This window comes from Microbispora sp. H10830, from assembly GCF_014161375.1.
Lineage (GTDB): Bacteria > Actinomycetota > Actinomycetes > Streptosporangiales > Streptosporangiaceae > Microbispora > Microbispora catharanthi.
This window is the reverse complement of sequence record NZ_JABBWX010000017.1, coordinates 108,250-128,560: the sequence shown is the minus strand read 5'-3', so window position 1 is coordinate 128,560 and position 20,311 is coordinate 108,250. Positions and strand designations below refer to the sequence as shown.

Genomic DNA, 20,311 nt, shown 5'->3' with positions numbered 1-20,311 from the left:
CCCCTATGACCGCTCACACGGCCGCACGTGACATGGCAGCACGTGACATGGAAGCACCGGGGGTCGCGATCCGGGACCTCACGGTCGTCTACAAGACGCCCGCGGGTGAGCTGCCCGCGGTACGCGGCGTCGACCTCACCCTCGCCCCCGGCACGATCACCGGCGTCGTCGGCGAGTCGGGTTCGGGCAAGTCGACGCTCGCGCTCTCCCTGCTCAACGCGGTGCAGCCGCCCGGCAGGATCGCGGCGGGCAGCGTCGAGATCGACGGCCTCGGCGACGTGCTGACGCTGCGGGGCGAGGACCTGCGCCGCGCCCGCGGCCGCCAGGTCGGGTACGTCTTCCAGGCCGCGCAGAACTCGCTGAACCCGCTCAAGACCATCGGCAAGCAGCTGCTCGACCTCGGCCGCTCCCACGACGTGGAGGACCTGCGGGGGCTGGTGCGCGACGCCAAGGACCTGCTGGCCCGCATGGGCATGGACGGCGCCCGGGTGCTCGACTCCTACCAGCACGAGCTGTCCGGCGGCATGCGCCAGCGGGTCGGCATCATGCTCGCGCTCGTCCTGAACGCCAAGGTCGTCGTTCTGGACGAGCCGACCACCGCCCTCGACATGATCACGCAGGCCACGATCCTGCGGATCATCCGCGAGGTCCACGAGGAGCGGGCGCTCACCACGCTCGTCATCACCCACGACGTCGGCGCGGTCGCCGAGGTCGCCGACAGCCTCGCCGTCATGTACGGCGGCCGGGTGGTCGAGCACGGCCCGGTGACCGAGGTGCTCGGGGACGCCCGGCACCCGTACACCCAGGGCCTGATCAGGGCGATCCCGCGTCTGTCCGGCGACCTGTCGCTGGCCCGGGCGCTGCCGGGACGCCCGCCGACGCTCGGGACGCTGCCCAAGCAGGGCTGCGTCTTCCGCGAGCGCTGCGAGCGGCGCATGGAGGTGTGCGAGACCGACGAGCCCATGTCCGTCAACCGGGACGGCCGCACCGTCGCCTGCCACGCCGCCGACCGCCACCTCACCCTGGTCAAGCGGAAGGAGTTCGTGTGATCACGGGAACCGGGATCACCAAGATCTTCAAGCAGCGCGGCGGCGTGCTCGGCGCCCGGGAGGTGCCCGCGCTGCGCGGCGTGGACTTCGCCATCGCCAAGGGCGGCGCCGTCTCGTTCATCGGCGAGTCGGGCAGCGGCAAGACCACCCTCGGCCGGATCGTCGCCGGGCTGGAGACCCACGACGCCGGCGAGATCGTCATCGACGGCGTGCCGATGTCCACGCTGAGCCACCGGAGGCGGCAGCCGTACTTCCGCCGGATCCAGCTCATCCACCAGGACCCCTACTCGGCGCTCAACCCCACCCGGACGATCCACCAGACGCTGGAGGCGCCGCTGCGGCTGCGCGCCCGGCAGACGGGCCGCCCGAGGTCGTGGGTCGACGGGCGGGCCGCGGAACTGCTGGCGATGGTCGGCATCGACCCCGGCTACGTGCTGCCGCGCTATCCCCACCAGCTGTCCGGCGGCATGCGCCAGCGTGTGGTGATCGCCCGTGCGCTCACCATGGACCCCGAGGTGCTCGTCGCCGACGAGGCCGTCTCGATGATCGACGTGTCGCTGCGCCTGGGCATCCTCGCCCTGCTGAAGGACCTGCGCGAGCGCCTCGGCGTGGGCGTGCTGTTCATCACCCACGACATCGCCACCGCCCGCTACATCGGCGACGACGGCGAGCTGTACGTGCTCTATCGCGGCCAGGTCGTCGAGCGGGGCGCCACGGAGAAGATCATCGCGGACCCGGTCCACCCGTACACGCAGTCGCTGCTGTCGGCGATTCCGGTGCTGCACGGCCTGGAACGGCCGGGCGCCGAGCGGGTCGTGCCGAGGGAGATGCAGCGGGAGGGAGAGCCCGACGGCGGCTGCCTGTTCGCCCGGCGCTGCCCGTTCAGCACCGAGCGCTGCGAGAACGAGATGCCCGTGCTGGGCCGCGACGGCGGGCCCGGACAGGAGACCGAGCAGGAGTACGCCTGCTTCCACCCCAGGCGGCGCAGCGTGATCCCGGTGGGGGTGGGCGAGTGACGGACATCCTTCCTGTCGAGGCGGACGGGACGCTGGAGCGCCTCGCCACCGCCGCGCTGTGGGCCGACGCCGAGGACGCCGCGCTGGTCGTACGGCGGCTGGCCGACCCGCCGGAGGGTCGGGCGTGGACGGTCCTGGCCACGCCGGATCGGGACGGTGTCGTGTTCACCTCGATCGGCGCCGACGGCGCCGGTCACATCGACCTGATCGCCGTGGACCCCGCCGCCCGGGGCCGGGGGATCGGGCGGGCGCTGGTCGGCGCGGCCGAGGAGTGGATGCGGGCGCACGGCGCGGCCGAGGCGAGGTTCGCCGGCAACCCGCCCTGCTACGCCTGGCCCGGGATCGACGTGCGCTACACCCCGGCGGCCTGCCTGGCCGAGAGCCTGGGGTACGAGCAGTACCGCGTGGCCTGGAACATGACGGCCGACCTGCCGGCCCGCTACGACGAGGCCGAGCACGAGGCCGACCTGGCCAAGCTGGCCGCGGCCGGGGTCACCGTCGCCGCGGCCCCCGCGGGGAATCGCGGGGTGGTCGCGGCCTTCGTCCGCGAGCAGTGGAACGACAAGTGGGCCTGGGAGGCCGAGCAGGCGACCGGCCTGCACTATGCCTTCCGCGACGGGGCGTCGCGCGACGGCGAGATCCTGGGCTTCGCCGCCTGGGGCGCCCGGCCGCTGTGGTTCGGGCCGATGGGCACGGCCGCGGCCGCCCGTGGCCTCGGGGTGGGCCGGGTGCTGCTGCGCCGTTGCCTCGCCGAGCAGGCCGCCGCGGGGCAGGCGTCCGCGCAGATCGGCTGGGTGGGCCCGCTCCGCTTCTACTCCCGGGCGGTGGGCGCCCGCGCCGAGCGGGTGTTCTGGCTCTACCGCCGCGCGCTGGGCTGATGTCAGCCGTACAGCAGTTCGCCACTGGGCGGGCCCGGCGGGGAGCACAGCCCGCGGGGGTCGCGGCCCGCCTCCAGGTGCTCGCGCAGCGACGCGGAGCCCCACAGCAGGTCGAGGAACGGCTCGCAGGCGAAGTCGCCCGGATAGAGGGTGCGCAGCACGTGCAGGACGGACACGCCCGTCAGCACCGGCCGGAAGGCCTGGCGGTCGGTCACGTGCAGTTGCGCGCCGCGCACCACGACGCCCGCGTCCCTGCCGAACGTCGGGGTGAACCACGTGTCGCGGAAGCGCACACCTGGCAGGCCCAGGTCGTTCATCGCGGCGGCGAACCGGCCGTCCGCGTACGGCGCGCCGACCAGCTCGAACGGCCGGGTCGTGCCCCGGCCCTCGGCGGCGTTCACACCCTCCAGCAGCCCGGTGCCGGGGTAGACGAGGGCGGTGTCGAGGGTCGGCATGTTGGCCGACGGCATCACCCAGGGCAGCCCGGTGCGGTCGAAGTGCCACTCCCTGCGCCAGCCCTCCATGCGCACCACTTCCAGCTCGGCGCCGATCTCGCGGTTGGCGAACACGGCGATCTCGCCCGGCGTGAGGCCGTGCCGTACGGGCAGGGCGGCGCGGCCGACGAAGCTCGCGTAGGCCGGGTCGAGCACCGGGCCCTCGGCCACCGCGCCGCCGATCGGGTTGGGCCGGTCGAGCACGGTGAACCGCAGCCCGAGCCGGGCGGCCGAGCCCATCAGGTCGTACATCGTCCAGACGTAGGTGTAGAAGCGCGCGCCCACGTCGCACACGTCGAAGACGAGCGCGTCCACCCCGGACGACGCGACCAGCGCGTCCAGGTCGCCGCCGGTCCGCCGGTAGGTGTCGAGCACGGGCAGGCCGGTGACCGGGTCGACGGTGTCGCCCTCGCCGCCGCCCGCCTGGGCCGTGCCGCGCAGCCCGTGCTCGGGGCTGAACAACGTGGTCACGGGCACCCCGGCGACCAGCAGGGCCGGTGCGGCGGCGGTCAGATCGGGCAGGACTCCGGTGGGGTTGGTGACGAGGCCCACCCGCTGCCACCCAGCCCGGCGTCCCGCTTCCGGCGCGCTGACCAGCAGCTCCAGCCCCGTACGCACGCGATCCATGAAGACTCCGAAGCCGAGGAACCATGACCATGACGCAATCACTCGCCACTCTGGCCACCGAACAGAGCGATCCCCGCTACAGCGGGATCGACACGCTCCCGACTGAGGAGATCGCGCGGCTCATGAACGCGGCGGACGCCGCCGTCCCGGCCGCGGTGGGCCGGGCCGTCCCGGCGATCTCCGCGGCCGTCGACGCCATCGCGGCGCGGATGTCCGACGGGGGGAGGCTCCTCTACGTGGGCGCGGGCACCTCCGGGCGGCTCGCGGTGCTCGACGCCTCCGAGTGCCCGCCGACCTTCGGCACGCACCCCGACCTCGTCCAGGGCATCATCGCGGGCGGCGAGGCCGCGCTGGTGCGCTCCGTCGAGGGCGCCGAGGACGACGCCGAGGCCGGCGCCGCCGTGATCCGCGGCAAGCACGTCGGCCCGCTCGACTCCGTGGTGGGCATCTCCGCCAGCGGGCGCGCGCCGTACGTCGTCGCGGCGGTCGAGCAGGCCCGGCGGCTGGGCGCGCTGACCGTGGGCCTGGCCTGCAACACCGGCACCCCGCTCGCGCGGGCCGCCGACCACGCCGTCGAGGTCATCGTGGGGCCGGAGGTGGTCACCGGCTCGACCCGCCTGAAGGCCGGCACCGCCCAGAAGCTGGTCCTCAACATGATCTCTACGATCACGATGATCAGGTCGGGCCGGACCTACGGGAACTTCATGGTCGACGTCGTGGCCAGCAACTCCAAGCTCGTCGACCGGGCGGCCCGCATCGTCTCCGACATCACCGGCACGCAGGTGCCGCGGGCCCGGGAGGTCCTGGAGAGCGCGGGACGGGACGTGAAGACGGCCGTCGTGATGATCGAGCGCGGCGTGGGCGCCGACGACGCGCGGGCGCTGCTCGCGGCCAACGGCAACCGGCTCGGCCCGGCGCTGCACAGTGCTTGACGACGCGGTGTCTGACAACGCTGTGCCTGATCCTTCGCTGGAGGACGTCCTGCGGATGGCCGTGCCCGAGGTCGCCTCGGCGGCGGTCGCCGTGATCGCCGTGGACGGGCGTACGGTCGCCGCGGCCGCCGTGGGGGAGGCCGTGCGGTACGGCGACCCGTCCGGGGGGCTGCTGGCGCGACGGCCTGCCGTGGCGGCGGACGCGCTCTTCGACATCGCCTCCCTGACCAAGATGTTCACGGCCGTGGTGCTGGTCTCACTGGCGCAGGAGGGCGCGCTCGACCTCGACGAGCCGGTGGCCGTCCGGCTGCCCGGGTTCTACGGGGACCGGCGAGAGATCACCGTACGGCACCTGCTGACGCATTCGGCGGGCCTGCCCGCGAGCCGCCGGGTGGAGAAGGAACCGGAGGAGGCCCGGTGGGACCTGGTGCTGTCCACTCCGGTGCAGGGGCTGCCGGGGACGCACCTGTACTCGGACGTCGGCATGATCACGGCCGGGCGGGTGGCGGAGGCCGCCGGCGGTGCGCCGCTGGATGTGCTCGTGCGCGAGCGGGTCACCGGGCCGCTCGGGCTCGGCGCCACGACGTACGGGCCGGTCGAGCCGGGCCGGGCCGTCGCCACCGAGTTCAAGCGCGGCACCTGCGTGCGGGGTGAGGTGCACGACGAGACGGCCCACGCGCTGGGCGGCGTGGCCGGGCACGCCGGGCTGTTCTCCACCGCCGCCGACCTCGTGCGTTTCGGCGAGGCGCTGCGCACCGGCGGCGGCCCGGTCCTGTCTCCCGCCTGGACCGCCGAGATGCTGCGCGACCAGGGCGTGCCGGGCGCCGCCTTCCGGCAGGGGCTCGGCGTCCGCATCGACGACCCGGCCATCGTGGGGCCGCTCGCGGGCGCGTTCGGCCACTCGGGCTTCACCGGCACGTCGCTGGTCGTCGATCCCGCTCACCGGCTGACCGTCGTGCTGCTCACCAACAACGTGCATCCGCTGCGGGGCCGCCCCGGCATCCGCGGCCTCCGGCACGCCGTCGCGGCGGAGGCCCTGCGCCTGGCCGGCTGATCCGGTGGATGTTTGACCCTCCTCGTGCGGGCAGCAGGAAGATCGCGATCCGCCGCCAAGAGGAGAGGAGCCGTGATGACGACCGCGCATCAGGCAGGCCGGCGATTCGAGGGCGCCGCCCGGAGGGCGGCCGACCACCCCGTCCTGGAGAAACTCGCCAAGGTCGGGTTCGCCGCCCGGGGCGTGCTGTACGCGATCATCGGCCTGGTCGCGCTCCAGATCGCCTTCGGTGGCGGTGGAGAGGCCGACAAGAGCAGCGCGATCCACATCGTGCGCGACTCGCCCCTGGGCGACACCCTGCTGTGGGTCATGGCCGTCGGCCTGGCCGCGCTGGCGATCTGGCAGGTCTCCGAGGCGGTCTGGGGCCGGCCCGAGGCCAGGGACCGCGTGCAGGCCGTGGCCAGGGCGGTCGTCTACGCCGCCCTCGTGTACTCGATGGTGGCGCTGCTGACGCGGAACAAGGCCGCCTCCTCGTCCGACGACCAGTCGCAGGACGCCACGAAGGCGCTGTTCGAGCTGCCGGGCGGCCAGTTCCTGGTCGGCCTGATGGCACTCGCCGTGATCGCCCTCGGCGTCTTCTGGATCCGCGAGGGCTGGACCGGGAAGTTCATGCGCGACATGCACGTGACCGAGCCCCGCACCCGCGGTGTCGTGGTCAAGCTCGGCAAGGCCGGTTACCTCGCCCGTGGCGTCATCGCGCTGGCCGCCGGCGCCCTGATCGGCGAGGCCGCCCTCACGTACGACCCCGACAAGGCCGTCGGAATCGACGGCGCGCTCAAGGCGCTCGCCGACACCCCGGCCGGTCCGTGGCTGCTCGTCCTGGTCGCGATCGGCCTGGTGCTGTTCGCCGCCTACTGCTTCGCGGAGGCCCGCTGGCACCGGGTGTGAGCAGGGCGTGAGCAGGGTGTGAGCAGACGATGGGCGGCGTCCTCAGACCGTCGCCCCGGACGCCTTGTGACGCAGGCCGTCCATCAGCAGGTCGAGCAGGCGCCCGGCCTGCTCGCGCTGCGCGGGCTCGCCGGCGGCGAGGCAGATGCCGTTGACGCCGGTGAGCACGTCCTCGGCCGCCACGTCCCGCCGCAGCGTCCCGGCCGCGCCGCCCGCGTCGAGCAGCGTGCCGATCGCGCCGAGCAGCCGGTCGCGGCTGTGCGCGTACGGGTTGGCGCCGGAGGCGATCACGGCGCGCAGCGCGTCGGCCATGCCCCGCTTCGTTGCCAGGTAGTCGACGAAACGGTCCATCCAGGTGCGTATCGCCACGTCGGGCGGCATCGCGTCCGCAAGCTCGGCCGCCGCGTCGCACAGCTTCGCCAGCTCGTTGCGGTAGGCCGCCTCGATCAGCGCCTCCCTGGTGGGGAAGTGGCGGTAGAGCGTGCCGATGCCGACGCCCGCCTCCTTCGCGATCGCGTCGAGCGTGACGTCCGGCCCGCCCTGGGAGAACGCCCGCACGGCGACGTCGAGCAACCGCTCGCGGTTGCGCCGGGCGTCGGCGCGCAACGGCTTGGTTCCGGGGATGGACACGGCTCCTCCACGGGCACGGGTTGCTAACCGGAGGATCCTCCGATTAGAGTTGCAGGCGTACCGGAGGTTCCTCCGGTTCTTCTCAGTGTAGCGGCCGGGGTCCTTGGGGAGCCCGCGCCGCCGTACGGGACGGGGACGAACATGACTCAGACCACGCGCATCAGCACGCCGTTCACCGGGCAGTCCACCGCGGCCGAGGTCCTGGAGGGCGTCGACCTGCGCGGGCGGCGGGCGATCGTGACCGGCGGGGCGTCGGGAATCGGCGTCGAGACCGCCCGGGCGCTGGCCGCGGCCGGCGCGGAGGTGACGATCGCGGTCCGCGACCTCGACGCGGGCAAGCGGACCGCGGAGGACATCGCCGCCACCACCGCAGGCACTCCCGTCCTCGTCGCGCGGCTGGACCTCGCCGACCAGGCCTCCGTCGCGGCGTTCGTCGCCGCGTGGGAGGGGCCGCTGCACATCCTGGTCAACAACGCCGGGGTGATGGCGTGCCCCGAGACGCGGACGCCGGAGGGCTGGGAACTGCAGTTCGCCACCAATCACCTTGGTCACTTCGCGCTGACCACGGGCCTGCACCCGGCGCTCGCGGCGGCCGGCGGCGCCCGCGTCGTGTCGGTCAGCTCCAGCGCCCACCTGCGCTCGCCGGTCGTCTTCGACGACATCCACTTCAGGGAGCGCCCGTACGACCCGTGGCTGGCGTACGGGCAGTCGAAGACGGCCAACGTGCTGTTCGCGGTCGAGGCCGGCAGGCGGTGGGCCGGCGACGGCATCACGGTCAACGCGCTCATGCCCGGCGGCATCCCCACCGGCCTTCAGCGGCACCTGGACGCGGACTACATCGAGCGCCGCCGTGCGCTGGGCGACTCGACCGGAGTGACGTGGAAGAACACCGAGCAGGGTGCGGCCACCTCCGTGCTGCTCGCCGCGTCGCCGCTGGTCGAGGGCGTCAGCGGACGCTACTTCGAGGACAACCAGGAGGCGGAGATCGTCGAGCCGGGTGCGGGTCGAGGTGTCGCGGCGTACGCGCTCGACCCCGAGGCGGCCACCCTGCTCTGGCAGGTGTCGGCGGACCTGCTCGACCTGTAGATACCAACCACGGGCTGACGCCCTGCTCCTGGAAGACTTTGTACAGATGCCGGACGGAGATCTGGTGCGCTGTGGCGATCGTTTCCGGGGTGAGGTCCGGGTCGCCGAGTCGCTGCCGGATGAAGTCGTGGATCAGAACACGATCTCATTTCGGGAGAGCCTGTATGAGTCTTCTCATCAAGTCGGTGACTGACCAGGTCAGGCTGCCTCCATACGGCGCCTTCGCCCTGGAGGATCAGGGGCGCAACGTGCGTGACCCGGGGCCCCTGGGTGTCGATCCGGGTCCCGACGCATGGTTCCAGGCCGTCGACGACGGTGCCGGCATCAGCAGCGAGCACGGATGGCAAGAGGTCGGCGTTCAGCTGGAACTGTGGGACGGACTCCCAAGGACCACCGAGGAATGGGACAAGTCTCAGGATGCACTCATTTACTTCACCTCCGGCAAGGTCGCCGCAGTGGAGGTGGAGTATTACAACAACGAGCACAACATCCTCGACTTGGGCCGTGCGGGCGCACACTGGAACGTGCGTGCGCTGATGCGCCAATTGCGGCCGGTGCGGCCAGAGGATTCGATTCGAATGAGGGTGGACCTGGAGGCGTACCTTTTCCAGTTCTGGCCGGCGTAGTACGGCGTGCAGGCGCATCCAAGACTATCCCAGCGGCAGTTGGCGGAGCACGTTGCAGCACCGCGGGCATCGTCTGCACGAACGAACTCAGGCGGGAGCCCGGAAAGGACTGCGACGAATTCTCGAGAACGGACAGCATGGCACTGTGCTGAACGCCCGGTACGAAAACAATCGAATTGAACTACGATCAATACTGGGTGGACCTCCAGCAGCACTACCGGTGGGACCTGTCTGGATCGCTAGTAGCGACCTAGACGGGTCCCACTTGTTACGTCAAAGAGCCAAGGAGAGCTGTGGCAGAAATCGTCAGCGAACTGCTTGATCCGCGCGAGATATTGAAATAAAGGCGGCACAATAGGCTTCAATCGGCGTCGACATAATTCATGCGACGGGTGGTGCGGGGGCGCTGAGAATTGACCGACCCATGATGGGCTGGCCGGGGCGAGTTTTCAATCGTCCCGGTCCCTTCGTTCTCCGGGGCGGTCCGGCCAGAACTGAAGGAAAAACACTTCGGCCTCGTACTCCTCGGCCCCCAACGTGAAGTACTCCACTTCCTCGGGCTCCAGTTCGATCTCACGAGCCGACAACCTGACCCACCAGCGCATGGCTCGCGCGCCCAGGTCGACCTGAAGCGGACTCGCCACTTCCTCGTCGTCCTCGAGATGGAGGACCCCCGATGTCGTCCGGAACTGAACGACGGTCTGCTTGTCCCAGGCGTCGTTCGGCGTGGGCGGCGGCTCAGTGCTCCAGACCTCGAAGACGAACCTTCCCCTTGTCAGTTCCAGGACGTCATCGCGCCCTGCGATCGACTCGATGACCATCAGGTTGTGGGTGGTGGAGCACAATTCGCCGCCCAAGAGCCGCGCATCTTCCGTGTCGTCGGTCGGACCATCCCCGTCAACGAGGAGGTAGCGACCATACCTGCGCTGGAAGGTATCTCCGGCGGTGATCAGCAGCTCGGCCATAAGCTCTCACGCTGTCACAGACGACGGGGCGATTCGGCTCAAATCGGATGGTTCCTTCGGTGCTATCGCATAGGGCTGTTTCCGGCGTAACTGCGGCGCCGCCGCATACGCCGAGCCCTGCATCGCGTCGTGGCGCCGTATGTCTGCTGCGTGAACGTACCGGTGGACGACGCATGAGGTCTCCACGCGGCTGCTGGCAGGAGCGCCGGCGACCGCCGGAACGGAGTCGGTTACTGGCCGATCGGTCAATGCTGGCCGATCGGTCAGCTAGGGTGTCCTCATGACACGTTCCGCAACCACCATGCGCGCGGACATCCTGGATTCGGCCGTGCGGCTGTTCGCCGCCCACGGCTTCCGCGGCACCTCCCTGCAGGACATCGCCACGGACGCGGGCTGCTCCAAGGCGTCCTTGCTCTACCACTTCACGAACAAGGACGCGATCTTGACCGAGCTGCTGGCGCCCGTCGGGCCGGAGTTCGCCGCGCTGGAGGGGCGGCTCGCCGGGCTGGACGGCGAGGAGGCCGCCCGTGCCGCCGTCGCCGGGCTCGTCGACCTGTCCCTGCGCTTCCGGCTGCAGGTGAAGATCCTCCTGCAGGACGTCGACGCGCTGATCAACCGGCCGGAACTGCCGGACGTGGACGGCCTCACCGAACGGCTGACGGACGCCCTGTCCGGCCGTTCGGCCGCCCCCCAGGCCCGGGTCTGGGCCTGGATGGCGATGCTGGGGATCATCCTGACCAGCGCCGGCGAGCTCACGCTCCCCGAGGAGACGCTGCGCGCGGAGCTGACCCGCGGCGCGTTGCGGACGCTCGGCCTGCAGACCGACTGACCTCCCGAAGAAAGAGATCTGCTTTGGCAACCCTGCTGTACCGGCTGGGCCGGTTCTCCTTCCGCAGACGCGGGCGTGTGGCCGCCGTGTGGCTGCTGCTGCTCGTGGTCCTGGGCCTGGCCGCCGCGGCCTTCCACGGCCCGACCGGCGACAAGTTCGCCATGCCCGGCACCGAGTCGCAGCGGGCGCTGGACGCTCTGGCCAAGGAGTTCCCGCAGGCCAGCGGTGCCACCGGCACCATCGTCGTCGCCGCTTCGCAGGGCCGGAAGCTGGACGCGGCCGCGGTCGCGCCCGTGGTCAAGGAGGCCGCCGCCGTGCCCGGCGTCGTCGCCGCCATGGACCCGTTCCGGGTCGGCGCGGTCTCCGCCGACGGCCGCTACGCCCTGGTCCAGGTGCAGTTCGACCGCGGGCTCAAGGATGTGACCGACGCCCAGCGCGCGGCCTACCTGAAGGCCGGCTCCTCGGTGGCGGGGCTGCGGGTCGAGCACGGCGGCGAGGTCCTGAACGCCGCGCCGGAAGTGGGCGGGTCGGAAGGGATCGGCGTCGTGATCGCCGCGGTGGTGCTGATCGTCACCTTCGGCTCCCTGGTGGCCGCCGGCATGACCCTGCTGAACGCGCTGATCGGCGTGGGGGCCGGCATGGGCGGCCTGTTCGCGCTCAGCGGCCTCGTCGAGCTGACCTCCGTCACGCCGGTGCTGGCGCTGATGCTGGGCCTGGCCGTGGGCATCGACTACTCGCTGTTCATCACCTCCCGCTACCGCCAGTTCCTGGCCGAGGGCGTGGCGCCGGAGGAGGCCGCGGGCCGGGCGGTCGGCACCGCCGGATCGGCGGTCGTGTTCGCCGGGGCCACCGTGGTCATCGCCCTCGCCGGTCTGTCGGTGGTCGGCATCCCGTTCCTGAGCGTGATGGGCCTGGCCGCCGCCGGCACCGTGGCCGTCGCCGTGCTGGTCGCCCTCACGCTGCTGCCCGCCTTCCTGTCGTACGCAGGAGCCCGGGTGCTGCCCCGCAAGCAGCGCACCGGCGAGAACGCGGACGCGGGCGGCAGGGGCTTCGGCTACACGTGGGGACGGGTGGTCACCCGGCTGCGCGTGCCGATCCTGCTGGCCGGAGTCCTCGGCCTCGGCGCGCTCACGCTGCCGGCCCAGGACCTGCGGCTGGCCCTGCCCGACGCCGGCACCGCCGCTCCCGGCACCCCGGCCCGCGAGGCGTACGACCTGACCAGCGAGGGGTTCGGCGAGGGCTTCAACGCCCGCCTGATCGCCGTGGTCTCCGCCGCCGACCGCGCGGCCACGACCGCCGCCGCGGGTGAGGCCGCCCGGGTGATCCAGCAGACCCCCGGCGTGCTGGCCGTGGCCCCGCCGCAGCCCAACGCAGCGGGCACCACCGCGCTGCTGACCATCATCCCCAAGGCCGGGCCCACCGCCGCGGCCACCGAGGACGCCGTCCACGCCATCCGCGCCAAGGTCGCCGCGATCGGCGGCGCCGAGATCGCCGTCACCGGCGCGACCGCCGTGGGCATCGACGTCTCCGACAAGCTCGCCGACGCCATGCCCGTGTACCTGCTGCTGGTGGTCGGCCTGTCGGTGCTGCTGCTCATGCTCGTCTTCCGCTCGATCCTGGTCCCGGTCAAGGCGGCGCTGGGCTTCCTGCTCACCGTCGGCTCGACCTTCGGCATCACCGTGGCGATCTTCCAGGAGGGTCACCTGGCCGGTCTGCTGGGCGTGGACGTGCCGGGCCCGCTGGTGAGCTTCCTGCCGATCCTGCTCATCGGCATCCTGTTCGGCCTGGCCATGGACTACGAGGTGTTCCTGGTCTCGCGGATGCGCGAGGACTACGTGCACGGCGACACTCCACGCCAGGCGACGATCAACGGCATGGGGCACAACGCGCGGGTCGTCACCGCCGCGGCGCTGATCATGACGGCCGTGTTCGGCGGGTTCGTGTTCATGAACGACCCGATCATCAAGTCGATGGGCTTCGCACTGGCGGTCGGCGTGCTCGTCGACGCCTTCGTGGTCCGCATGACCCTCGTCCCCGCCGTGATGTCCATGCTCGGCCGCGCCGCCTGGTGGCTGCCCCGCGCCCTGGACCGGGCGCTGCCCGACCTCGACGTCGAGGGCGAGCGCCTGCGCCACCACCTCACCACCCGCGCCGCCTCCCCCGAGCACGCCCTGTTGTAGGAGCGGGGTGTCGTAGCGGGCGCGGGGGCCGGAGGTCCCGTCCCGGCGGGACCTTCGGCGCTCGCACGCCCCGGCGTGGGAACGATGTCATGGAAGGACCGGCAGAGGGGAGGGCGTCATGATCGTCGTGGGTGTCGACGGCTCGCACGCCGGCATGGAGGCCGCCTGCTGGGCGGCCCGGGAGGCCGACCTGCGCGGCGTCCCCTTGCGCATCGCCAACGCCATCCCCGCCTGGGCGTGCTCGACCGCGCAGCAGGGTCCGTACACCAGCGTCGCGGCGTGGATGCGCGACGGCGCCGCCGCCGTGCTCGGCGCCGCCACCGAGCGGGTTCGCGCGGAGGCGCCCCGGGTGCCGGTCGACACCGCGATCCTGGCCGGCGACCCGCGCCCGGCGCTCGTCGAGGCGGCCCTGGACGCCGATCTCCTGGTGCTCGGCAACCACGGGCTCGGCGGCTTCCGCGGCCTGCTGCTCGGCTCGGTCGCGTACGGCGTGGCGGGTCACGCCCCGTGCGACGTGGTCGTCGTGCGGGAGGTGCCCTCCACGCCGCGCCCGGAGATCGTGGTGGGCATCGACGGATCGCCCGCCTGCGCCAAGGTGCTCGACTTCGCCTTCGCCGAGGCGGCGCTGCGGGGGACGGGACTGCGGGTGGTGCACGCCTACAGCTCGCTGGAGGCGGGCGGCGGCTTCGCCCCGCTCCCCGACGACTTCGACGACGAGAAGGTCGAAGTGCGGATGGTCAGGGAGGCCCTCGCCGGGCGCCGTGAGCGCCATCCCGACGTCAAGGTCGTCGAGGAGGTCGTCCGGGGCCATCCGGTGGACGTGCTGCGGCAGGCGTCGGCGAACGCCGACCTGCTCGTCATCGGCTCCCGGGGCCACGGCGAGTTCACCGGCCTGGTCCTCGGATCGGTCTGCCAGGCCATGCTCCACTACGCGACGTGCCCCATGGTCGTCGTCCGCGCGCCGGAGCCGACCGGCTGAGCAAGCAGTCCGGATCGAACGATTCGCTCGCGGGCCGGACATGCGAACGCCCCCGGCGGCCCGGAATCTCCGGGCCGCCGGGGGCGTTTTTCGGCGTCCTACGCGCTCTTGCGCCGCTGCTCGCGCAGAATGGCGAGCCGCTCGTTCAGCACCTCTTCGAGGTCCTCGATCGAGCGGCGCTCCAGCAGCATGTCCCAATGGGTCCGCGGGGGCTTCGCCTTCTTCTGCTGGGGCTGCTCCGCGTCCACCCGCAGCGCCGGGCTGCCGCAGTAACGGCACTCCCAGTTCGTCGGAATCTCGGCCTCGACGGCGAGCGGGACGGTGGTGAGATGGCCCTTGGGGCACGTGTAGGACACCTCCTGGCGCGGGGCCAGATCGGTGTTGCGGTCGTTCTCGTAGCTGGTCGCGCCGAGCCGGGTACCGCGAAGTGCACGCTCGCCCATGTCTTTAAGCCTCCTGAGGTCCCCGCCTTCGAGGGGTTCGTTCGCCACCGCGTACAACGCCTGATACCGTGTGTGGATTCCCAGCCGAGACCTGATCCAATCGCGCTTTTTCCGTCCCACTGGTCTCAGATGTGGTCGGGCACCTCGTTCCCCGCCTCGCGGATGGCCTGAGGCAGGTTGACAACGGTGAGCAACACGAACCCGACGACGAAGAACACGATCAGCGAGACGATCGCGGTGCGATAGCTGTCGGTGAGCTGGAGCGCCAGCGTGAGCACCAGCGAGCCGAGGAACGCCGAGCCCTTGTCACTGATCTGGTAGAGGCTGAAGTACTCCGCCTCCCGGCCGGGCGGGATGACCAGAGAGTACAGCGAGCGCGACAGCGCCTGCGTGCCGCCCATGACGATCGCGATGGCGAAGGCGATCGCGTAGAACTGGACCGCCGCGCCCTTCTGCAGGAAGTAGGCCACCCCCACCACCGCCGTCCACACGACCAGGCTGGCCAGGACCGTGCGCTTGGTCCCGATCCTGGCCGCGATCCGCGCGAGCCCGAGCGCGCCGCCGACGGCGATGAACTGCACCATGAGGATCGCCCCGATCTGGTGCGTCTGGCTCAGCCCCAGCTCCTGGTCGGCGTACGTCGCGGAGAACCCGATAACCGTCTGCACGCCGTCGTTGTAGATCAGGTAGGCCGCGAGGAACAGCAGCGTTCGCGGATAACGCCGCAGGTCGGCGAGGGTCCGGCCGAGCTGGCGGATGCTGCCGGCCGCGGCCCGGGCCGCGGTCGCCTCGTGGACGGGCACCCGCCGGTTGCGCAGGCGCAGCATCGGGATCAGGGTGAACGCGCCCCACCACAGGCCCGCCGAGGCCAGGCTCACGCGGACCGCCAGGCCCTCCTCGACCGCGCCGGACAGGTAGAGCACCAGGTTGAGCGCCAGCAGCAGACCGCCGCCGAGGTAGCCGAAGCCCCAGCCCCTGCTGGAGATCGCGTCGCGTTCCTCCGCGCCGGAGATCTGCGGCAGGAAGGAGTCGTAGACCACCCGCGCCACGCCGAAGGTCACGTTGGCGACCAGGAACAGCACGCCGCCGAGCAGGTAGCCGCCGCCGGAGACGAGGTAGAAGCCGAGCGTGGCCGCCGCGCCCACGTAGGCGAAGACCCCGAGGATCTGCTTCTTGCGGCCGGTGTGGTCGGCCAGGGCGCCGGCGATCGGCATGATCACGATCTGCAGCAGCACCGAGATCGTCACCAGGGCCGTGAAGTACGCCTTCGGCCGCAGGTCGAGGCCCAGGAACGACACGAAGCCGTCCTCGCCGCCCGCCGCCGTCGTGGCGACCGAGGTCAGGTAGGGCCCGAGGAAGACGGTCAGGACGGTCGTCTGGAACGCCGAGTCAGCCCAGTCGTACCAGTACCAGCCGCGTTGCTCGCGTCGTCGCGCGCCGGGGATCTCCTCCTGAACGACCTGGGGAGCGGTCATGGTCTCTCCTCACGGGGGTGGAGCGTCGCCGGGGCCGAGGGCTCCGCAGGGGCAGGGTTCGGCAGGGGCAGGGTTCGGCAGGGGCAGGGTTCGGCGGGGGCAGGGGTTCGGCGTGGACAGAGGATCAGCGGCTTCGGCGGGGCGTTCCGGGCCGGGTGTGATGGTCCGGGGTCACGGCTCGGCCGGGCGGGGGTGCCACTGCCCGCGTGACTTGAGCACGTCGCGCAGGCCGCTGATGTTGTCCGTCATGATCCCGTCGACGCCGAGATCGAGCAGATGTGCCATCGTCACCGGGTCGTTCACCGTCCACACGTGCACCTGCATGCCGATCGCGTGCGCGGTGCGCACGAGGGCACGGGTGGTCACCCGCAGGCCGCGGAACCCGATCGGCGCCTGCGCGCACGGCACTCCCGCCCGGGCCAGCCCGGACAGCAGCCTGCCGTACCCGCCTCCCATCGCGGCCGTGCGCAGGGCGGCCAGGCCGCGCGGGCCGAGCGAGAAGCAGACCTCCCGGTCGATCGCGCGCCGGGCGCGGGCCAGCCGCACATCGGAGAACGAGGTCAGGCACACGCGGTCGTAGGCGCGGGTGCGGCGGATCGCCCGGGCCAGCGGCACGATCGCGGCGCTCTCCTTGACGTCGATGTTGAACCGCACGTCCGGCCAGGCGCCGAGCAGGTCCTCCATCAGCGGGATCTCGTGCCGGCCGCCGATCCTGGCCCTGCGCACCTCGCGGTAGGGCAGCCGCGAGATGCGGCCGGTGCCGTCGGTGACGCGGTCGAGGGTGTGGTCGTGGAACGCCAGCAGGACGCCGTCGGCGGTCGCGTGCGCGTCGGTCTCCAGGTAGGTGTAGCCGAGCTCGACCGCCCGGGAGAAAGCGGCCATGGTGTTCTCGCGGGCCTCCGCCGCCCCGCCTCGATGCGCGAAGGCGAGCGGTCCGGGATGGTCGAGGAACGCGAAACGGCGATGCACGAGAGGAGTATGCCGGGTTCCGGCCATACAGTCAGCGCACCAAGGTGAACATTTGCGTCACAAGAGTCCCTTGTCATCTTCGCGGCGGAAGTTCCGCTTCGATGTGCCGCGGTTCACTCCGTGTCCGAAGGCCCTTGTCCGATTCGGCCTCCCGACAGGAGGCCGGCCAGGTGGGCGGCGATGTCGTCGATCGTGGGGTGATCCCAGGCCAGGGTCGGCTCGACCAATAGGCCGACGGCCTCTTCCACGTCGACGCACAGACTGAGCGCGTGGATCGAGTCCAGGCCGTACGTGCGGAGCTTGACCGTCGGGTCGATCTCCGCGGGTGGCAGCCGGAGATAGACGGCCACCCGCTCGATCAGCCATCGGCGCAGGTCGCCGTGGGGCCCGGGATCGGGGACGGCGTTCATGCGACGGTCTCCGGCAGGTCGTTGAGCGCGGGTTCCAGTTCGGCGTACAGCGGGGTGAGGGTTCCGCTGAGGAACAGCTCCCGCATGTGGCGGCGGCGAAGCTTGCCGCTGGTGGTCTGCCGCACCGCGCCGCGGGCCACCAGCATCAGGCTCAGCGGGACGCCGAACTCCCGCGTCACCTGATCCATGACCCGGTCGGCCGTCTCGCCGAGGTCCCCCGGCTGTCCCCGCCGTATCTCCTGGACCAGAACGACGTGTTCCCCGCCGTCGTCGCGGCGGACGCCGAAGGCGGCGCTGCGCCCCGCGGCCGGGTTGGACCGCGCGGCCGCCTCCTCCAGGTCCTGCGGGTAGAGGTTGCGGCCGTTGACGATGATCACATCCTTGATCCGCCCCGTCACGTAGAGCTGGCCGTCGAGCAGGAACCCCAGGTCTCCGGTGCGCAGCCAGCGGCCGTGCTGCGCGGAATCGTCGGCGCGGAAGGTGGCGCGGGTCTCCGCGGGGCGGCCCCGGTAGCCGAGGGCGACGCTGGGGCCCGAGACCCAGATCTCCCCGATCTCGCCGTCGGCGAGGGGGCGGAAGCCGTCCGGCTCGACGATCCGCAGGTCGAGCCCGGAGACAGGGCCGCACGCGACCAGGGGCGTCCCCTCGGGCACCGGGACCGCCCGATGCCGTTCCAGCGCGGAGGGGTCGAACCGCCGCACGGTCACGCCCTGCCCCTGTGGCACGCAGGTGACCATCAAGGTGCATTCGGCCAGGCCGTAGCCGGGATTCCAGGTGGTCGGGCGGAATCCGGCGGGAGCGAACCGCCGCTCGAACTCGGCGAGCGTGCCGGCCCGGATCGGCTCGGCTCCGCTGAGGGCCATGGTCAGCGTGGACAGGTCCAGGCCGGCGAGCTGCTCGTCGGTGATCCTGCGGGTGCACCAGGCGTACCCGAAGTCCGGCGACACGGTCCAGTCCGCGCCGTACCGGCTGATCAGCTCCAGCCAGCGCACCGGCCGCGCGACGAACGCGGCCGGTGACATGAACACCAGGTCGGCGCCCGCGTGGAGCGCCTGTAACTGGAGGCCGACCAGGCCCATATCGTGATAGTGGGGCAGCCACCCGGCCAGCCGCCGCACCGGCGTGTTCCGGGCCAGCAACCGGAAGAGCTCCAGGTTGTGCAGCAGGTTGCCGTGTGAGACCTCGACTCCCCGCGGGTCGCTCGTCGAGCCGGAGGTGTACTGCAGATAGGCGAGGGTGCCGGCGGTCATGGCGGGCGGGGTCCAGGCGTCCGGATCGGCGACGGCGGGATCGGCCACACGGGCAGAGAAGCCGGACAGCTCGGCCGCGTGCGCGGAATCGGTCAGGACCAGCCGCGCGCCCGCGTCCCGCATCAGTGCCCGCACGCGGTTCGCGTGCGGTGCGCCCGCGTCCGGCAGGGGAGCGGGGATGGCCGGCACCCGGGCGTAGAGACAGCCGAGGAACGCGACGGTGAAGTCGAGCCCCGCCGGGTAGAGCAGCAACACCGGCTGATCGGTCAGGCCGCGTGCGGCGAGCCACACGGCGGTGGCGCGCGCCCGCCTGTCCAGTTCGGCGAAGGTGAGCCGGGCCGGGCTGCCGTCGTCCCGCACGAAGACGAACTCCCGATCGTCGCCGAGGCGGGCCCGTACGTGTGTGACGAAGTCGGTCATTCGGGCAGCCCCTCCCGTACGTACCAGGAGACCAGCCGGTCGAGGGTCGAGGGAGTGACGGCGGGCGGAGCCGTCGCATCCCGCCACTCGAAGTCGTAGTGGTGCCGGAAATAGGTCGCGGTGTACTTGGCCCGCATGTTGACCACCGCCTCGAACTGGCTGAACGGCCTGGCGCGGATCTCTTCGGGCGTGGCGGGAACCAGTTCGATCGGCAGGTGGGCGTTGATCACGTCGAACAGGTCGCGCACCGGCACGGTGGCTCCGTTCACCAGGTGGGAGACCGGACGCGCCCGGTCCGCGGCGGCGAGCGCGAGCAGCCGGGAGACCGTGGTGTCGACGGGGGCCAGATGGAGGTTGGCGTCCGGATGGCAGGGGAGGCGGACCCGTTCCCCGGGCGTGCGCCGGGCGAAGAAGGCGATCACCCGGAGGAAGTCGTACAGGCCGTAGTCGGTCAGCGCCCGCCCGGTGCGGGAGTGCCCGACCATCACGCCCAGCCGGGCCACCAGGGCGGCGCCCTCGCGGACGGACCGCGACCGTGCCAGCGCGATCTCCGCCTGGCGTTTGGAGTATTCGTAGAAGTTCCGGAACCGGTCCGGCGGAGCCTGCGACGGCCAGTCCTCGGGAACGGGGCCCTCGGTATCGAGCCCGCACTGATAGGCCGTCCCGACGAGGACGTAGCGCGAGCCGGGCCGGGCGTGCCGCTCGTACGTCGCCAGCGTGTTCGCCGATCCCGTCACGTTCACGTTCAGGAGCTCCTCCTCGCGGCGGGGGAAGAAGGTGACGAGCGCCGCGACATGCCAGTAGGTGCAGGGCTCGGCGAAGACCTCGGTGACAGGAAGGCCGAGGTCCGGCTCGTCCAGCGCCAGCCCGCGCACCCGGAGGCGTCGAGCCGGGGACTCGTCGAAGCCGAGGCAGCACAGCGCGTCCGCGACCCGGCGGCGCACCACCTCGGCGGAGGCGCGGGCGAGGGCGATCACCTCGTCGCCCCCGGCCAGCAGTGAGCCGATGAGATGAGAGGCCACGAAGCCGTTGGCCCCGTCGATCACGTGAACCCGCACCACGGCACCTTCCCACAATCGGTAGCGGACGGTAAAGTCTCGGTCGCTCACGG

The 20,311-nt window shown here is 71.8% G+C and carries 20 protein-coding genes; 11 read left to right on the top strand and 9 right to left on the bottom strand.

Annotated elements, in window-relative coordinates; all coding sequences use genetic code 11:
- Positions 1–5 precede the first annotated feature (5 nt).
- From HHX35_RS34340 to HHX35_RS34330, 3 genes are read left to right on the top strand one after another with little or no spacing between them, the layout of a single operon-like run.
- A complete protein-coding gene (locus tag HHX35_RS34340) occupies positions 6–1,049 on the top strand; it encodes an ABC transporter ATP-binding protein (RefSeq protein WP_259405654.1) in 1,044 nt (347 codons plus the stop codon).
- A complete protein-coding gene (locus tag HHX35_RS34335; RefSeq protein ID WP_182902808.1) occupies positions 1,046–2,065 on the top strand; it encodes an ABC transporter ATP-binding protein in 1,020 nt (339 codons plus the stop codon). Before HHX35_RS34340 ends, HHX35_RS34335 begins: the two co-directional genes overlap by 4 nt.
- Entirely contained in the window at positions 2,062–2,943 is an 882-nt protein-coding gene (locus HHX35_RS34330; RefSeq protein ID WP_182902807.1) for a GNAT family N-acetyltransferase, read from the top strand. Before HHX35_RS34335 ends, HHX35_RS34330 begins: the two co-directional genes overlap by 4 nt.
- A 2-nt stretch (positions 2,944–2,945) precedes the next feature.
- On the opposite strand, the gene HHX35_RS34325 is transcribed toward HHX35_RS34330, so the two are convergent.
- Positions 2,946–4,064 (bottom strand): exo-beta-N-acetylmuramidase NamZ domain-containing protein, encoded by a 1,119-nt coding sequence (locus HHX35_RS34325; RefSeq protein WP_182902806.1) that lies wholly within the window; start codon positions 4,062–4,064, stop codon positions 2,946–2,948.
- A gap of 29 nt (positions 4,065–4,093) precedes the next feature.
- Between HHX35_RS34325 and murQ the strand changes: the two genes are divergently transcribed.
- The 3 genes from murQ to HHX35_RS34310 all read left to right on the top strand — a co-directional run bounded on the left by murQ (position 4,094) and on the right by HHX35_RS34310 (position 6,938).
- Positions 4,094–4,996, top strand: coding sequence for an N-acetylmuramic acid 6-phosphate etherase (murQ, locus tag HHX35_RS34320; RefSeq protein ID WP_182902805.1), 903 nt, complete (start codon positions 4,094–4,096; stop codon positions 4,994–4,996).
- A 7-nt stretch (positions 4,997–5,003) separates the two neighbouring features.
- Positions 5,004–6,050 (top strand): serine hydrolase domain-containing protein, encoded by a 1,047-nt coding sequence (locus tag HHX35_RS34315; protein WP_310739500.1) that lies wholly within the window; start codon positions 5,004–5,006, stop codon positions 6,048–6,050.
- A gap of 75 nt (positions 6,051–6,125) precedes the next feature.
- Positions 6,126–6,938 (top strand): DUF1206 domain-containing protein, encoded by an 813-nt coding sequence (locus HHX35_RS34310; protein ID WP_182902804.1) that lies wholly within the window; start codon positions 6,126–6,128, stop codon positions 6,936–6,938.
- A 42-nt stretch (positions 6,939–6,980) separates the two neighbouring features.
- Here HHX35_RS34310 and HHX35_RS34305 read toward each other — a convergent pair whose 3' ends face one another.
- Positions 6,981–7,568: a TetR/AcrR family transcriptional regulator gene (locus HHX35_RS34305; RefSeq protein WP_220506222.1), complete on the bottom strand. Its 588-nt coding sequence runs from the start codon at positions 7,566–7,568 to the stop codon at positions 6,981–6,983.
- 141 nt (positions 7,569–7,709) lie between these two features.
- Here HHX35_RS34305 and HHX35_RS34300 point away from each other — a divergent pair, with 141 nt between their 5' ends.
- Together HHX35_RS34300 and HHX35_RS34295 are read left to right on the top strand one after the other, a co-directional pair.
- Positions 7,710–8,654: an SDR family NAD(P)-dependent oxidoreductase gene (locus tag HHX35_RS34300; protein WP_182902803.1), complete on the top strand. Its 945-nt coding sequence runs from the start codon at positions 7,710–7,712 to the stop codon at positions 8,652–8,654.
- Positions 8,655–8,818: 164 nt separating this feature from the next.
- Positions 8,819–9,280 (top strand): hypothetical protein, encoded by a 462-nt coding sequence (locus HHX35_RS34295; protein WP_182902802.1) that lies wholly within the window; start codon positions 8,819–8,821, stop codon positions 9,278–9,280.
- 449 nt (positions 9,281–9,729) lie between these two features.
- On the opposite strand, the gene HHX35_RS34290 is transcribed toward HHX35_RS34295, so the two are convergent.
- Complete coding sequence (locus tag HHX35_RS34290; protein WP_182902801.1) at positions 9,730–10,245, bottom strand: hypothetical protein; 516 nt, start codon at positions 10,243–10,245, stop codon at positions 9,730–9,732.
- Positions 10,246–10,525: 280 nt separating this feature from the next.
- Here HHX35_RS34290 and HHX35_RS34285 point away from each other — a divergent pair, with 280 nt between their 5' ends.
- The 3 genes from HHX35_RS34285 (at position 10,526) to HHX35_RS34275 (ending at position 14,233) form a co-directional block, all read left to right on the top strand.
- Complete coding sequence (locus HHX35_RS34285) at positions 10,526–11,074, top strand: TetR/AcrR family transcriptional regulator (protein WP_182902800.1); 549 nt, start codon at positions 10,526–10,528, stop codon at positions 11,072–11,074.
- 23 nt (positions 11,075–11,097) lie between these two features.
- Positions 11,098–13,254 (top strand): MMPL family transporter, encoded by a 2,157-nt coding sequence (locus HHX35_RS34280; RefSeq protein ID WP_182902799.1) that lies wholly within the window; start codon positions 11,098–11,100, stop codon positions 13,252–13,254.
- A 118-nt stretch (positions 13,255–13,372) separates the two neighbouring features.
- A complete protein-coding gene (locus tag HHX35_RS34275; protein ID WP_139579393.1) occupies positions 13,373–14,233 on the top strand; it encodes a universal stress protein in 861 nt (286 codons plus the stop codon).
- A gap of 98 nt (positions 14,234–14,331) precedes the next feature.
- On the opposite strand, the gene HHX35_RS34270 is transcribed toward HHX35_RS34275, so the two are convergent.
- The 6 genes from HHX35_RS34270 to HHX35_RS34245 form a co-directional block, all read right to left on the bottom strand.
- Positions 14,332–14,676: an RNA polymerase-binding protein RbpA gene (locus HHX35_RS34270; RefSeq protein WP_139579392.1), complete on the bottom strand. Its 345-nt coding sequence runs from the start codon at positions 14,674–14,676 to the stop codon at positions 14,332–14,334.
- Positions 14,677–14,801: 125 nt separating this feature from the next.
- Positions 14,802–16,151 carry an MFS transporter gene (locus HHX35_RS34265; RefSeq protein ID WP_139579391.1) on the bottom strand — a complete coding sequence of 450 codons (1,350 nt, stop codon included), beginning with the start codon at positions 16,149–16,151 and terminating at the stop codon, positions 14,802–14,804.
- A gap of 171 nt (positions 16,152–16,322) precedes the next feature.
- Entirely contained in the window at positions 16,323–17,120 is a 798-nt protein-coding gene (locus tag HHX35_RS34260) for a glycerophosphodiester phosphodiesterase (protein WP_396781383.1), read from the bottom strand.
- Positions 17,121–17,233: 113 nt separating this feature from the next.
- Positions 17,234–17,530, bottom strand: a complete 297-nt coding sequence (locus tag HHX35_RS34255; RefSeq protein WP_182902797.1) for an acyl carrier protein — start codon at positions 17,528–17,530, stop codon at positions 17,234–17,236.
- Positions 17,527–19,200 carry a fatty acyl-AMP ligase gene (locus HHX35_RS34250; protein ID WP_182902796.1) on the bottom strand — a complete coding sequence of 558 codons (1,674 nt, stop codon included), beginning with the start codon at positions 19,198–19,200 and terminating at the stop codon, positions 17,527–17,529. Before HHX35_RS34250 ends, HHX35_RS34255 begins: the two co-directional genes overlap by 4 nt.
- Complete coding sequence (locus HHX35_RS34245) at positions 19,197–20,258, bottom strand: SDR family oxidoreductase (RefSeq protein ID WP_182902795.1); 1,062 nt, start codon at positions 20,256–20,258, stop codon at positions 19,197–19,199. Before HHX35_RS34245 ends, HHX35_RS34250 begins: the two co-directional genes overlap by 4 nt.
- Between the last annotated feature and the right edge of the window lie 53 nt (positions 20,259–20,311).